We start from the raw sequence: 14,089 nt of genomic DNA, 5'->3' as shown, positions 1-14,089 counted from the left end.
ACGCCTTAACATGAGAGAAGCATTATTTGTTAAACAGCATTCGGAGAAGTGGCAACATTACGATTCCATGCAACAGGCCAATCCTGATGAGGTGGCCAACCAGTTTATCGAAATTACCAACGACCTGGCTTATGCCAAAACATTTTACCCCAACTCGAAAACAACAGCCTATTTAAACGGGCTGGCTTCCAAATTACATCAGTCGGTTTACAAAAACAAAAAGGAGAAAACTAACCGGTTTATCCAGTTCTGGAAAACTGAGCTTCCACTGGTATTCTTTCAGTATAAAAAACAGATTTGGTATGCATTTGCATTTTTTATCATCTCTTGTGCCATTGGTGCCCTATCAGCAAAATACGACGATACTTTTGTACGCCTGATTATGGGCGATGGCTACGTAAATATGACCAACGAGAACATTGCCAAAGGCGATCCTTTTGGCGTATATAAGCAACAGAACGAGTTTATGATGTTCTTTCAGATCGGCATCAATAACATTTACGTTGCCCTCTATACCTTTGTTTTAGGCATCCTTTTTTCTTTCGGCGCTATTGTTTCTATTTTCCGCAACGGGGTGATGCTCGGCTCTTTTCAATACTTCTTTTTCAGCAAAGGCCTCGGTTTTCAATCTGTAATGGTAATCTGGATTCATGGAACGCTCGAAATATCGGCCATTGTGCTGGCAGGTGCTGCCGGTATTATTTTAGGTAACAGCTTATTGTTCCCCAAAACCTATTCGCGCAAGGTATCGGTTTGGAGAGGAGCAAAAGATGGTTTAAAAATCGTAATCGGTTTGATCCCCATCTTTATTGTAGCTGCTTTTTTCGAAAGTTTTGTTACCCGCCATACCGAAATGCCGCTTGTATTAAGTGCCTGCATCCTGTTATCATCGGCAGCCTTTATCGTCTGGTACGTATTCATTTATCCCGCTAAAATTAAGCTCCAACAACCCGAAAGTAATTAAAATGGTAAACCAATTAGAATTTAAGAAAAGAAGAGATTTCGGACAGGTTATTAACGACTCCTTCACCTTTATACGACAAAATTTTAAGCCGCTAATTAAAACCTACTTTACTTTTTGCGGGCTGTTTGTTTTGGCCAGCATGGCCACTATGCTGATGCAACAATATAAAACGGTTAATATAATAAATACAGGTATTGGTAACAGATATGGAAAAGGCTTGGGTATCGGATCTATTTATGGTATTGAATATTTTTTATCGTTACTGTTCTCTATGGCCAGTTATTCGAGTATGACGGTTGCTGTACTTTCTTATATAGCGCTATATGTACGCAAGGGCAACCAACCACCTACTACTGATGAAGTTTGGGGTTATTTTAAATACTACTTCTTCCGGGTTTTCGGTAGCTCCATATTACTCATTTTAATGCTTGTGGTTGCGTTTATATTCTGCCTGGTACCAGGTTTTTGGCTTGCACCTTTTGTGGCCATGATGTTCCCGATTATGGTATTAGAAAACGGATCGCTGGGTTATTCTTTTAGCAGGAGCTTCAAAATTATTAAAGATAATTTCTGGGTAACCTTTGGTACATTGCTTGTGGTGTGGATTATTGTTTCAGCCTGTATGAGTATGATTGTACTGCCAACCAGCCTGCTCAATATGGTAACCATGTTTTCGAGCAAAACCCCACGGATGAATGTAACCCTAATGATGATAACTACAGTACTTCAATCGCTTTGCCAGGTATTTACCATTATCCCGGTTATTACCATTGCACTGGTTTATTTCAGCTTGGTTGAGCAAAAGGAAAATACAGGTTTAATGGAACGCATTTCGAATTTTGGCAACAACGAAAAACCAATTGATACCAGACCAGAAGAATATTAGCAGATGCACCGCGCTTTAATCAGAAACATTCTCATATTCCTCTTGTTCTTTACTCCGGTAATAAGCAATGCTCAGGCTGTAAAACCTAAACCTGGTAATACGATTGTGCGCATTGATACCAATAGCAACGTTACACCGGCAAAATTCGACAAAGAAGCGATAAGCAAATATAAAGCACAAAAAGAATTTCAGTACGATGAAATTGGTCAGCAACAACTCTCGCTGTGGGACAGGTTTTGGCTGGAGTTTTGGCGCATGGTAGGCGATTTATTTCAGGGTGCAGCGGCTAATCCCATTTCGCGGTATATCTTTATTGGCCTGGGTGTTAGCGTGGTGATACTCATTGTGCTTAAGTTAATCGGTTCGGAAAATATATTCAGCCGGAAATCCAAAGAAACTATCCTGCCTTACGATGTTTTGACCGAGAACATCCACGAAATTGACTATGAGCAGGAATTGCAGCGTTTAATTGCGGAAGGAAAATTCCGCCTGGCAGTAAGGCTTTTGTATTTAAGGGCTTTAAAAAAACTGAGCGATGCCGAACTGATCCAGTGGCAACCCGAAAAAACAAATTATCATTATTTAACCGAGCTGCGTGAGCCAACGCTGAAAAACGATTTTGGTAAACTTACCCTTCAGTTCGATTATATCTGGTATGGCGATTTCCCGATCGATGCTACACGGTTCGAACCGATTAACCAATCATTTAATCACTTTAACAGCCAGATTAGATGAAAGGATATAAAGCATATTTAATAATCGGCTGCATTTTAATTGTGGCTTATCTGGTTGCACAATACAACAAACCTACCCCAACCAATTGGGCACCAACCTATGCAGCAAAGGATAAAATACCCTATGGTACCTATATTTTATTCAACCAGATAAAAGACATTTTACCCAACGCCGCTGTTAAAACCTCGCAGCTGGCCGTTTACAATACGCTAAAATCGAAGCATTTTAACAAAACAGCTTATTTAATTGTAGCCCAGCAGGTAGACATCAGCAAGTACGATTTAGCCGAACTCATTAAATACATGCAAACCGGCAATGATGTTTTTATTGCCAGTTATGATTTTGGCAAAATGGAAAAGGAACTGAAGTTAAAAACAGGCACTTCCTTAAATGCCGCAGGCAATACACTAAACTTTACGAACCCCAACTTCAAAACAGATGCGAGCTATGGTTTCGAAAGAGGTATTGGTGCGCAGTTTTTTAGCCAAACCGATTCTACCAAAGCAACCGTTTTGGGCGTAAACGGCAACGGTAAGCCAAATTTTATCCGTTATCCTTATGGTAAAGGTTTTCTGTATCTAATTGCCGAGCCTGGTTTTTATACCAATTTTAACCTGCTTAATAAGTATGGTGCCGAATATGCGGCCAAAACGCTGAGTTATTTACAAGGCAATAAAACCCTCATTTTCGATGAGTATTTTACAGGGCAAAAAAACACATCAACTGATATTTTAAGGGTGTTTTTTAAGCATCCCGAACTAAAATTTGCTTATTACCTGGCTATCTTCAGCCTGCTCATTTTTGTGCTTTTTGAAGTTAAACGCAGGCAAAGGATTATCCCACTGGCCGATCCAAACACAAATTCGTCGCTGGCATTTACCTATGTAGTTGGCAGTGTATATTACCAGGAGCGCAATAACCATGATATCGCACTGAAAAAAATCAATTATTTTATGGAGTACCTCCGCAGCAGGTATTTCATTAAAACAACAGAAATTGATCAGGACTTTACGCAGTTATTAATTGATAAAACCGGTATCAATGAGGCTTTGGCTAAAACATTAACCCGGTATTTTATTCAGATACCCCAAATAAACTATTTAAGCGACAACGATTTGATTGGCTTAAATGAAAGCATAGAACAGTTTTATAAATATACGCATAGCAATGGAACAAGAACAGTTTAACCCACGTACAGATTTAAGCGCATTAAATGAAGCGGTAAACCAGATCAGAAACGTACTTGGAAATATCATTATCGGACAAAAACAGGTTATTGATTTCTTAATTGTCGGTTTGCTTGCCGATGGACATATTTTAATAGAAGGTGTACCCGGCGTGGCCAAAACACTTAGCGCCAAATTACTGGCCAAATCAATCGCTGCGCAATTTTCGCGGGTACAGTTCACGCCCGATTTAATGCCTTCTGATGTTTTGGGTACACCCATTTTCAATACCAAAACCGGCGATTTCGAATTCAGGAAAGGGCCTATTTTCGGTAATATTATCCTGGTTGATGAGATTAACCGTGCCCCTGCCAAAACCCAATCTGCTTTGTTCGAGGTAATGGAAGAACGCCAGGTAACCATTGATAGCGAAACTTATTTAATGGATGAGCCTTTTATGGTGCTGGCTACTCAAAACCCGATTGAACAGGAAGGTACCTACCGCTTACCGGAGGCACAGCTAGACCGTTTTCTCTTCAAAATAGAAGTAAAGTATCCTTCGCTAGAAGAGGAAACCGCCATATTAACGGCACAGCACACACTGGTAAATAAAACTTTACTAAACGATGTGAAGCCCGTACTATCTGTAGCGCAGATCCAGGAGGCCAGGGCTATTATCCGCAATTTATTTGTTGAGCCTAAATTACTGGAGTTTATTGCCAAAATTGTGCACGAAACACGCAATAGTCCATCGCTTTACCTGGGCGCTTCGCCACGCGCATCGCTGGCAATTGTACATAGCGCCAAAGCCTTTGCTGCTATTCAGGACCGAGATTTTGTAACTCCAGATGATATTATAGCCGTTGCAGGACCGGTATTGGCACACCGCATATTGTTATCGCCCGAAAAAGAAATGGAAGGTTTAACCACCAGCGATATTGTAAACCAGATTATTAAAAAAATTGAAGTACCGAGGTAGTCAGCTTTGCAGTTATCAGTTTGCGGTTCAAAGTTGGTAATTTTCAAGAGCAATTAACCGATTAACCAGTTTGAACAGTTAACCAAATACCAACAATTTAGCAATAAAACAATTCAACCTCTTCAGAAATTAACCAGTTTCAATAATTAACCGATTAAACAACCTTGAAAAAATTCTTTCAGCAATATTACATCAATTTATTCCTAACCGACCGCCTTTTTACGGCCCTTGGGTTTTGTGTTGTGCTTTTTTTGCTGAAATTCTTTTTCGCCTGGCTGGGCGACATACCCGAGATAGCCACAGGCGTATTGCTGATACTCTTTTTGATTGATGTTTTTATCCTCTACCGCGTAAACGAGGGTATTGAAGCCAAAAGATTTACCTCGAAACGGTTAAGTAATGGCGACGAAAATCCGATACAGATAGAAATCAGAAACCGTTATGGTTTTGGTGTAAACGCAAGGGTAATTGACGAAGTTCCTTTTCAGTTTCAACTGCGGGATAAAGATTTCAGATTGCATATTAAACCGGCTGAGATTAAATCGATCCACTATAATTTGCGGCCAACCAAGCGTGGTGAATATAATTTTGGTTTTATCAGAGCATATATTAGTTCGCCGCTGGGTCTAATCAGTCGCAGGTACAATTTTGATGGTGCCAAAGTTTTACCTGTTTACCCCTCTTTTATTAATCTGGGACAGTACGAACTCATGGCTATTTCGCATCACTTAACAGCTTTCGGTATTAAAAAGATCAGAAAGGTTGGCCATAGCAGCGAATTCGATCAGATTAAAAACTATGTTGGTGGCGATGACATCCGCACCATTAACTGGAAAGCTACAGCACGGAAAAGCAGTCTGATGGTGAATACCTACACCGATGAGCGATCGCAGAATATTTACTGCATTATAGATAAATCGCGCGTAATGAAAATGCCTTTTGAGGGTTTAAGCCTGCTCGATTATGCCATCAATGCTACTGTTGCCCTGGCTAAAGTGGCCATGCTTAAAGAAGATAAGGCGGGGTTAATTACTGTATCAGAAAGTATTGGTGCTGTTGTGCCTGCCGACCGGAAATCGGCGCAGCTAGGCACCATTATGAACGTGCTCTACAAAGAAAAAACCAGGTATCTAGAAAGTAATCTCGAAGCTTTATACGCAACTGTACGTTCGGTGGTAAAACAGCGCGGGTTATTGGTATTTTTCACCAATTTCGAAAGCTTATCGGCCTTACAAAGGCAACTCCCCTATTTAAAGCGGATTTCTAAATATCACTTACTGGTGGTCGTGTTTTTTGAAAATACCGAATTAAAGGCCTTAAGCAGCGAACCAGCCAAAGATGTTGAAGGCATTTACCATAAAACCATTGCGGAAAAGTTTATCTACGAGAAAAAACTCATGGTTAAAGAACTGAATACTCACGGGATCTTAGCCATCCTTACCCCACCACAAAAATTAACGGTAAACGTAATTAACCAATACCTGGCATTAAAAGCACAGCAGAGGATTTAGTCTTGGGTTCAGATCCTTAAATCTGAGCTCAAGACTACGGACTCAGAACTAAAAATTAGCAATGATCCTTAAAATCACAATATTTCGGTCTGTGGAGACACAAACCGATAGCATGAACCTGGCTATCGCTAGACGACTCCCACTAAAGACTACAGACTCATAACTAAAATTACTCCTCTTCCCTGAAATACACCTTGTAAAAGTTCATTGATTTGTCGTCATCGTAACCTTTTTCAATCATGTCTTTATTGCCATGAATATAGATGTGGAAGTTTTTATCAAGTTTTAATACACTTTTGTAGGCACGGGCCTGTTTTTTCACAGCCGATTCGGCAATTTCAAAATGATCGGCAATGGGGCTTTCGTACTCTTCTTCGTAATTTTTCTTATAATTTTTAAACGACTCAATCCCTTCGGCATTACCAATTACCTCATTCCCGAATTCTTCAATGTCAAAAGTTTCTTTTTCCTTGAAATATTTCATCGAGCGGTTTAACAAATCAATTTTATCTGCCTTACTGATTTCGTAATCATCATCCAGCTTTTGGGTTACAAAGTTTTTATATACGCCCAAAACATTATTGGTTTGGTTATAGCTATCGTTACGGATTTTCAGCTTCAAAAATTCATCTTTCCAGTACACGGCAGAGTCGTTGCTGCTTTTCGACTGGTCCAATACCACCACTTTGTAGCCCTGTTCGCGTTCAACATTAAAAATCAAACAACCTTTATCCAGTTTATTAATGCTAATGGCTTCCTGCTCATAACTTACATTAAAGCCATCCAGTTCAGGGTAAACTTTCAGGTAGGTATCTTTGTTCTCCGATTTAAATATTCCCACTACATCCAGCTGCTCACCTTCAATCTGCACCTTTTCAAAATAAGCCACATATAACTCGCCCGATTTAATTTTGGGGTGATTGGCTACATCATATAAATGTTTTGCCAGCTGCTGCGAATCTTCATGAAAAAGTTCATTGTTTTCGAAAATTTCGTGCACAAAGTGGAATACTTCGTTTAATTCCAGGTTATCGTTAGGATGGTAAAAATGATAAACCTCATTTACCTTTTCGAAAGGCTTTAGAAAATACTGCATCAACAGATTGCCCAACACCTCATCCTCAATTTTTAAGGGTGCATCAGAAAGCTTGTAATATTCTTCAAGCAGTTTGTTGCCTGTATGATGGATGGAAAGTTGCTTCAGTGAAGCTTCGAAAAATGAAATCATAGCGGCAAAAATAACAAAATGATTGATTAACCTCGTTCAAAATTCACGCACTCATCTCCCATTCAATCCATCATTCATTTAATGGTTCTTTCTACCGTTTTTCATATAAACTTCTGCCCGCTGTAAAAAGCTTTTTTCCTTTAAGCCAGCCTCTACTTCGTTTATGGCCGCCATCAGGTTATTTTGCGTATTGGTAATTTCGGCTGTAGCTTTAATAATAACTTCCCACACCGGCTCCATAGTTGAGAGCAACGTTTGCCCTTTTTCCGTAAGCTCTACCAGGCGTTTGCGGGTATCTGTTTTATCTTTTTTGGAGCGGATGAGTTTTTCTTTCTCCAGCTCTTTTAATAAACTAATGGTAGATGGGTGTGCATAACCGATTTCTTCTGAGAGCATTACCACAGTCATGGTCGATTTTTTATATAAAGTGTATAAAACCGGAAACCATTTGGGCTGAAAATCGATGCCAAAGGCTTTATAAATTAATAAGCCATCCTTACGGATTTGATCACTCAAGCGCTGTAACCGGGTAGAAATAGCCAATAAGCCCGAAGTATCAATTACATTTTGTTCCATTTAAGCAGGTTTTAAATCCAGGCTATAGAAAACATTATCAACAGCCATACGTGGGAAATACGAAGGTAGCTTTTCCATGTCAACTTGTGCAAATCCATTGCGCTCGTAAAAACGGCATGCGGCCTGTAAAATATCTTTAGTGCCTAAGTATAATTCTTTCAGGTTGTGCTCCAGGCTATAAGCAATGAGGGTTTCTAACAAGGCCTGCGCCAGCCCCAATGCTTTACCACGGAATTCTTTTTTCACAAACATTTTTCTAATTGCTCCCGAATGGTGTTCGGGTACCGCAATTAAAGCAATGGTACCAATAAGCTCACCATCCAGCCAGGCTCCCCAAAAGGCTCCACCTGTAGCATCATAATTCGTTTCAATATCTAACAAATCAGGCTGTGCCGCCAAATCAATATCCACATTAAACTCGATCTGCTGAATGGGTAAAATTAAGCCAATAACCTGTTCACAATTTTGATTTTTTAACCGCTCTATTTTAAGTTCATTTTGCATAGTATAATAATTTGCTTCAAATATATGTAGTCAACTACATATATCCAAAATACAAGTATCATCTTATCATCAGAATTTAACCGGGCAAAGCCTGATTAGTTTGAACGGCTAAGTTTATTCAGGAAATCAACGATTTTTTTATCCGCATAATCGGCAGCACCTTCATGGTGCAAAGAAAGCAGGCCTTGTTTATCGAAAACAATGGTTGTAGGTAGTGAGCCAGCAAATATCTGTTCAGGAACATCGCTTTCTACCTTGTAAACGGGTAGTTCATATTTACGGTCGGCCATAAAGCGGGTAGATTTACCAAGGTCGCCATCAGCATCTGCAAAAATGAAGACCACATTTTTATCGTCTTTAAACTGTTTGTACAATTTATTAATGGATGGCATTTCGGCACGGCAGGGCGGGCACCAGGTGGCCCAAAAATTAAGGAAAATTACTTTACCTTTTAAATCGCCCAAATCAACCACATTACCTTTTGCATCTTTAAAAAGGATGCCACTCAGGCTCATGCCAGGCGCTGTGGGAGCTTCAATTTTTGGTTTGTAAAAGCCAATCTCCATCAAACCTTTAATTAAAAAAGCTTTGGCATCGGGTACCAATATTATGGCCAATAGCAAAGCTATGAATAATGCATTAATGAGATTTTTCTTTATAAAAGCCATTATTGGTTTAGTTCTTTCCTGTTAATAAATAACGAAAACATGTTTACAATTGGTATAGCAATAATTTTACCGGGCATTAATAATAACTGGAAAAACATCATAAACCGGTTAACATCATCGGTGTATTTAAACGGATTATCGATAAAACCGAGGTAGCCCATATTGTCGTAATCGGGCTTAATATAAACGTAAAAGGATAGCACAAGGTAAGCCAATGTAAAAAATGTTGCCAGGCAAGCATCCCTCAAAATAAAACTTTCCAAACGATTAAAAGGCACACTATAGATAAAATACAATAATGCCATTAAAGCGGCAGTGCCTGCAATGATAATCCAGATGCGTGGCCAGTGTAATTTATGGTGATACGTTTCCACCGTACCTGTAGGCCCGGGATTATCGCGTTCAAAAAACCATTCGAATATAGACATGTTGTTAATTTCGATTTGCGTTAATTTATGGAGACTGTAGCTCAATGCGTTATCTTAAACGATTGCTAAAATTTCAGATTATACCCGCATCAAAGCAATGTTACTTTTCAAATATATATAATTGCTCAGGAATTGCTACTTTTGGAGCGTTGAAAAAGCACAGGAAAAATATCAAAAAATATTTATCGGCATTTATGCTGGTTGTTTTTGCTATTGCTTTAACACCATGGAGCGTACTCCACAGTCATACGCCTATTCCGGTTGTAGAAAAAGAGGTGAGCTGTAAACACGTTAGTCACCTTCAGGCGCATGGCGATACCTGTCTAATCTGTAATGCAAGTTTTGAAAAAAACTATGTATCTGCACATCATATTTACAGGATCTTTTTGTGCGCCAAGATTTTTAACCCTACAGAGCCTACCTTAAAAAATGCCTTTACCGAAGTAAAGCGCACAAGCTTACGCGGACCACCCCTAGCCTGATTTTTTACTCCCCTGCACCATTTGCGTGCGCTTATTAAATTATTTATACGAAAGACTAAACATTAGCCAGCTTTTGTGCTATGTTTTCGGTTTTTCTATCCTTCTTATTTACAACACATTCTCATGAAAAAATTACAGCTAATTGGCTTGGTAATTCTATATACATTATTGGGCAATACAGCATTTGCCACGGCATTAAAAGATATAACAGGTCAGGTTATTGATGCCAGTACCAAACAAACATTACCGGGTGCTACTATTTTTATACCCGATTTAAAGGTTACAGCGGTAACCAACAACGATGGTGCTTTTACACTTAAAAACCTTCCTACAAAAGGTACTTATCTGGTTGAGGTTCATTATGTAGGCTACAAAACGGCCACACAAATGGTTAACCTTTCTACCGGTGCAGGCCTGCAGTTTTCGCTACAGCCTACCGCTATCGAAACCAAAGAAATTGTAATTACCGGAAGCTTGATCAGTAGTACCAGTAAAAGAAACAGTGCCTCATCGGCTGTGGTGGGTAAGGATCAGCTTTTGCAACCGGCTAACAATTTAATTGATGCCTTAGCTAAGGTTCCTGGTGTTTCGCAGATTACAACCGGTCCTTCTATTTCTAAACCGGTAATCAGAGGTTTAGGTTACAACCGTATTGTAACTTTAGATGACGGAATTAAACAACAAGGTCAGCAATGGGGCGATGAACATGGCATTGAAATCGACCAGTTCAAATCAGACCGTGTGGAGATTTTACGTGGTGCAGCCTCTTTAATGTATGGTTCTGATGCGCTTGGTGGTGTAATTAATTTATTGGAGCCAAGTACTGCACCCGAAGGTCAGGTTAAAGGAGAGTTTATAACCAATTACTCAACCAATAACGGTCTTACTGCAAACTCGTTAATGTTAAACGGTAACGAAAACGGATTTGTTTGGAGAGCAAGGGGTACTTATAAAAACGCATATTCCTTTAAAACACCTACCGGATATTTCCCTAATTCGGGCTTTAACGAAACCGATTTAAGCGGAATGGTGGGTTTAAACAAAAGCTGGGGCTATACACACTTAAACGTTTCGAATTTCCGCAACAACATTGGTTTTTACGAGCCCGCTTTAGATGACAACGGAAATTTTGTTAAAGAAGACGGGGGTGCTTTTACCAACGATGATTACAAAAGCCGTACTTTAGATTACCCACGTCAGGATATCAGGCACTTTAAAGTAGCCTTAAACAACAATTTTATTATTGGCAACGGCAATTTAAAGGCTGATTTTGGTTTTCAGCAAAACCAGCGCCGCGAACTGGAAGAAGGACCAGATCCATCATTATTCTTCGACCTTAAAACTTACAATGCCGATTTGAAATATTATATCCACGAAACCAATGGATGGCAACCGGTATTTGGAGTAAGTGCAGATGCCGGTCACAGTGAAAACAAAGCAAATGATGAGTTTTTGATCCCGGATTATAACACATATGGTATTGGTGTTTTTGCTTATGCCAAGAAAAACTGGGAGAACAGCACCTTTAGCATTGGTGCCCGTTACGATTACAGAAAAAATAACGGAAAACAATTGTTTGTAGATGGCGAGGAGCAATTTGCACCTTTCCAGAATAAATTTTCGAACGTTAGCGGTGCCTTAGGTTTTACGCACCAGTTTAACGACGAATTGAATTTTAAAGCAAATGCAGGATCGGCTTTCCGTGCACCTAACCCGGCCGAACTGGCTTCGAATGGCGTGCATGAAGGAACTTTCAGGTATGAAATTGGTAACCCAAATTTAAACCCCGAGCGCAGTTACCAGGTTGATGCCGCTTTAGAGTATGAAGGCAAAATTGTGAGTGCCAGTGTAAGTATTTACAACAATTACATCCACAACTTTATTTATGCATCAACTAACGGAGAGCGAATTACAGCCGAAGGCGACGATTATCCGGTATACCGTTATGGTCAGGTAAATGCCAACCTTTTTGGTACCGAAGCCAGCCTAACCATACATCCGGTTCCCTTTATCCACTTCGAAAATACTTTTGGTTATGTGCACGCGCAAAACAACACCTTAAACAGGCCGCTTGCATTTACGCCGGCCGGAACATTGCGTAACGAATTGCGTTTTGAACCTAAACTAAAAGGTACAAATGATGCATATTTATCAGTTGGTATTAATTCGGCTTTTAAACAAACGCGTGTTGATGATGTTTTCGAAACACCAACCAGTGGCTATACGTTGTTAAATGCAGGTATTGGTGCAACCTTTAATCTGGGCAAACAACCCGTTAAATTATCTGTTTCTGCAAACAACCTGTTAGATCATAAATATTACGATGCATTAAGCAGGTTAAAACCAGGACGTATCGATTCGCAAAACCTTAATCTTGGCGTTTACAACCCTGGAAGGAATATTACTTTCGGGCTTTACATCCCTTTTACTGTAGCTAAATAATAAAATTTGTCACGTTGAGCCTGTCGAAGGGCTTTCAAAAGCATTTCGACAGGTCCTTCGACAAGCTATCATTGACAGACCCGATAGAAGAATCGTCATCTCGACTGAAGCGCAGCGAAATGGAGAGATCTTTAAGCAGATTTCTCGGCTACCTTGCACTCCGCTCGAAATGACGACCTTGGATGAGCTGTCACTTAATTGATTTATGCAATAAATTATTCCTAAGAATAGCAATTCTATATTTTTGAGACATCCTCCTGTTTATTTTAAACCTCTCAAAATCTTAATAATCAAACTATTTCTTTAACGTTTCTCTTTTTGCCCTTACGTACTGGTTCGGCCATTCAACATCATCGCCAAGCACCTGTGCTGCATGTGTAGGGAAATAAGCATCGCGCAACGATTCGCGGGCAATAAAGATTAAGTCAGCCTTTTCTTCCTGCAAAATTTCTTCTGCCTGATGTGCATCTACAATCACCCCTACTGCGCCAGTGTAAATGCCAATTTCATTGCGGATTTTATCGGCAAAGGGAACCTGATAATTTGGTCCGGCCGGAATAAAGGCATCGGGTACATTCCCACCAGAAGAAACATCGATCAAATCTACCCCACGGTCTTTTAAAACTGCTGTCAGTTGCAGCGAATCGTTTTCATTCCAGCCACCTTCGGTCCAGTCGGTAGCCGAAATCCGTACAAATAAAGGTAACTCTGCCGGCCAAACCGATTGTACGGCCTCTACTACATCAATCACCAAACGAATCCTGTTTTCAAAGCTTCCACCATATACATCGCTGCGTTTATTACTTAACGGACTAAAAAATTCGTGTAACAAATAGCCATGTGCAGCATGTATTTCTACAACTTTATAACCTGCAGCCAATACGCGTTTTGCAGCGGCCCTGAAAGCAAAAACAATATCCTGGATTTCTTTAATGCTCAGCTCGTGTGGCACCACCTGGCCTGGTTTAAAAGAAATGGGCGATGGTGCAACAGGTTGCCAGCTATTTTCGCCTTCGGCAATTTGCTCGCCACCATTCCAGGGTAGTTCGCAACTGGCTTTTCTGCCGGCATGTGCCAATTGAATACCAGCAATGGCTCCGTTATCGTGAATAAAGGAAACGATCTGTTTTAATTTTTCGATGTGTTCATCTTTCCAGATCCCCAAGTCTGCATGGGTAATCCGGCCATCGGCAGTTACGGCAGAAGCCTCCTGGATAATTAATCCGGCACCGCCTACTGCCCGACTCCCCAGGTGTACCAGGTGCCAATCATTAGCAAAACCATCAACAGCAGAGTACTGGCACATTGGAGAAATAACAATTCTATTTTTTAAGGTTACATCCTTTATTTTAAAGGGAGAAAATAATTTCGACATAGTTTTAAATTGTTAACCGCAAAGTGCGCAAAGCTTTCGCGAAGAATCGCCAAGCCATTAATTATTTCTTTGCTGTTAGATTACATTGTGTTTTCGACAAACATACAATCTGTAGCCGAATGATGTTTTAATACCGCAGAGATTA

Annotated in this window: 14 protein-coding genes; 8 read left to right on the top strand and 6 right to left on the bottom strand. The window is 40.0% G+C overall.

The genetic code is table 11. The annotated features are described in order from the left end of the window. Positions 1-10 precede the first annotated feature (10 nt). The 6 genes from HWV58_RS03340 to HWV58_RS03315 all read left to right on the top strand — a co-directional run bounded on the left by HWV58_RS03340 (position 11) and on the right by HWV58_RS03315 (position 6,241). Entirely contained in the window at positions 11-964 is a 954-nt protein-coding gene (locus HWV58_RS03340; RefSeq protein ID WP_175632742.1) for a stage II sporulation protein M, read from the top strand. A 1-nt stretch (position 965) separates the two neighbouring features. Further along, a complete protein-coding gene (locus HWV58_RS03335; protein ID WP_175632741.1) occupies positions 966-1,850 on the top strand; it encodes a hypothetical protein in 885 nt (294 codons plus the stop codon). 3 nt (positions 1,851-1,853) lie between these two features. Next, complete coding sequence (locus HWV58_RS03330) at positions 1,854-2,585, top strand: DUF4129 domain-containing protein (protein ID WP_175632740.1); 732 nt, start codon at positions 1,854-1,856, stop codon at positions 2,583-2,585. After that, complete coding sequence (locus HWV58_RS03325; RefSeq protein WP_175632739.1) at positions 2,582-3,772, top strand: DUF4350 domain-containing protein; 1,191 nt, start codon at positions 2,582-2,584, stop codon at positions 3,770-3,772. The genes HWV58_RS03330 and HWV58_RS03325 overlap by 4 nt, the downstream gene beginning before the upstream one ends. After that, positions 3,753-4,730: an AAA family ATPase gene (locus tag HWV58_RS03320; RefSeq protein WP_175632738.1), complete on the top strand. Its 978-nt coding sequence runs from the start codon at positions 3,753-3,755 to the stop codon at positions 4,728-4,730. The genes HWV58_RS03325 and HWV58_RS03320 overlap by 20 nt, the downstream gene beginning before the upstream one ends. Positions 4,731-4,894: 164 nt before the next feature. After that, complete coding sequence (locus tag HWV58_RS03315; RefSeq protein WP_175632737.1) at positions 4,895-6,241, top strand: DUF58 domain-containing protein; 1,347 nt, start codon at positions 4,895-4,897, stop codon at positions 6,239-6,241. A 169-nt stretch (positions 6,242-6,410) separates the two neighbouring features. Here HWV58_RS03315 and HWV58_RS03310 read toward each other — a convergent pair whose 3' ends face one another. The 5 genes from HWV58_RS03310 to HWV58_RS03290 form a co-directional block, all read right to left on the bottom strand. Beyond that, entirely contained in the window at positions 6,411-7,469 is a 1,059-nt protein-coding gene (locus tag HWV58_RS03310; protein ID WP_175632736.1) for a nucleoid-associated protein, read from the bottom strand. Between the two features lie 78 nt (positions 7,470-7,547). Next, on the bottom strand, positions 7,548-8,045 hold the full coding sequence (locus tag HWV58_RS03305) for a MarR family winged helix-turn-helix transcriptional regulator (RefSeq protein WP_175632735.1): 498 nt from the start codon (positions 8,043-8,045) through the stop codon (positions 7,548-7,550). Then, on the bottom strand, positions 8,046-8,549 hold the full coding sequence (locus HWV58_RS03300) for a GNAT family N-acetyltransferase (protein ID WP_175632734.1): 504 nt from the start codon (positions 8,547-8,549) through the stop codon (positions 8,046-8,048). A 95-nt stretch (positions 8,550-8,644) separates the two neighbouring features. Further along, a complete protein-coding gene (locus HWV58_RS03295; RefSeq protein ID WP_175632733.1) occupies positions 8,645-9,217 on the bottom strand; it encodes a TlpA family protein disulfide reductase in 573 nt (190 codons plus the stop codon). After that, a complete protein-coding gene (locus HWV58_RS03290) occupies positions 9,217-9,645 on the bottom strand; it encodes a hypothetical protein (RefSeq protein WP_175632732.1) in 429 nt (142 codons plus the stop codon). Before HWV58_RS03290 ends, HWV58_RS03295 begins: the two co-directional genes overlap by 1 nt. A 149-nt stretch (positions 9,646-9,794) precedes the next feature. On the opposite strand from HWV58_RS03290, the gene HWV58_RS03285 reads away from it, so the two are divergent. Both HWV58_RS03285 and HWV58_RS03280 read left to right on the top strand, forming a co-directional pair. Then, the gene (locus HWV58_RS03285; RefSeq protein WP_175632731.1) at positions 9,795-10,127 is read left to right on the top strand and encodes a hypothetical protein; all 333 of its coding nucleotides are present in this window, start codon (positions 9,795-9,797) and stop codon (positions 10,125-10,127) included. A 123-nt stretch (positions 10,128-10,250) separates the two neighbouring features. After that, positions 10,251-12,569: a TonB-dependent receptor gene (locus HWV58_RS03280; protein ID WP_175632730.1), complete on the top strand. Its 2,319-nt coding sequence runs from the start codon at positions 10,251-10,253 to the stop codon at positions 12,567-12,569. Between the two features lie 295 nt (positions 12,570-12,864). On the opposite strand, the gene namA is transcribed toward HWV58_RS03280, so the two are convergent. After that, positions 12,865-13,944, bottom strand: a complete 1,080-nt coding sequence (namA, locus tag HWV58_RS03275; RefSeq protein ID WP_175632729.1) for an NADPH dehydrogenase NamA — start codon at positions 13,942-13,944, stop codon at positions 12,865-12,867. Between the last annotated feature and the right edge of the window lie 145 nt (positions 13,945-14,089).

Source organism: Pedobacter ghigonis (assembly GCF_903166585.1).
GTDB classification, from domain to species: Bacteria; Bacteroidota; Bacteroidia; order Sphingobacteriales; family Sphingobacteriaceae; genus Pedobacter; species Pedobacter ghigonis.
This window is presented reverse-complemented; position numbering and strand designations above follow the sequence as displayed.

Bases quoted from the DNA above. Each gene is read 5' to 3' on its own strand.
- HWV58_RS03340 (WP_175632742.1), top strand. From the start codon at position 11: ATGAGAGAAGCATTATTTGTTAAACAGCATTCGGAGAAGTGGCAACAT.
- HWV58_RS03335 (WP_175632741.1), top strand. From the start codon at position 966: ATGGTAAACCAATTAGAATTTAAGAAAAGAAGAGATTTCGGACAGGTT.
- HWV58_RS03330 (WP_175632740.1), top strand. From the start codon at position 1,854: ATGCACCGCGCTTTAATCAGAAACATTCTCATATTCCTCTTGTTCTTT.
- HWV58_RS03325 (WP_175632739.1), top strand. From the start codon at position 2,582: ATGAAAGGATATAAAGCATATTTAATAATCGGCTGCATTTTAATTGTG.
- HWV58_RS03320 (WP_175632738.1), top strand. From the start codon at position 3,753: ATGGAACAAGAACAGTTTAACCCACGTACAGATTTAAGCGCATTAAAT.
- HWV58_RS03310 (WP_175632736.1), bottom strand. From the start codon at position 7,469: ATGATTTCATTTTTCGAAGCTTCACTGAAGCAACTTTCCATCCATCAT.
- HWV58_RS03305 (WP_175632735.1), bottom strand. From the start codon at position 8,045: ATGGAACAAAATGTAATTGATACTTCGGGCTTATTGGCTATTTCTACC.
- HWV58_RS03300 (WP_175632734.1), bottom strand. From the start codon at position 8,549: ATGCAAAATGAACTTAAAATAGAGCGGTTAAAAAATCAAAATTGTGAA.
- HWV58_RS03295 (WP_175632733.1), bottom strand. From the start codon at position 9,217: ATGGCTTTTATAAAGAAAAATCTCATTAATGCATTATTCATAGCTTTG.
- HWV58_RS03290 (WP_175632732.1), bottom strand. From the start codon at position 9,645: ATGTCTATATTCGAATGGTTTTTTGAACGCGATAATCCCGGGCCTACA.
- HWV58_RS03280 (WP_175632730.1), top strand. From the start codon at position 10,251: ATGAAAAAATTACAGCTAATTGGCTTGGTAATTCTATATACATTATTG.
- namA (WP_175632729.1), bottom strand. From the start codon at position 13,944: ATGTCGAAATTATTTTCTCCCTTTAAAATAAAGGATGTAACCTTAAAA.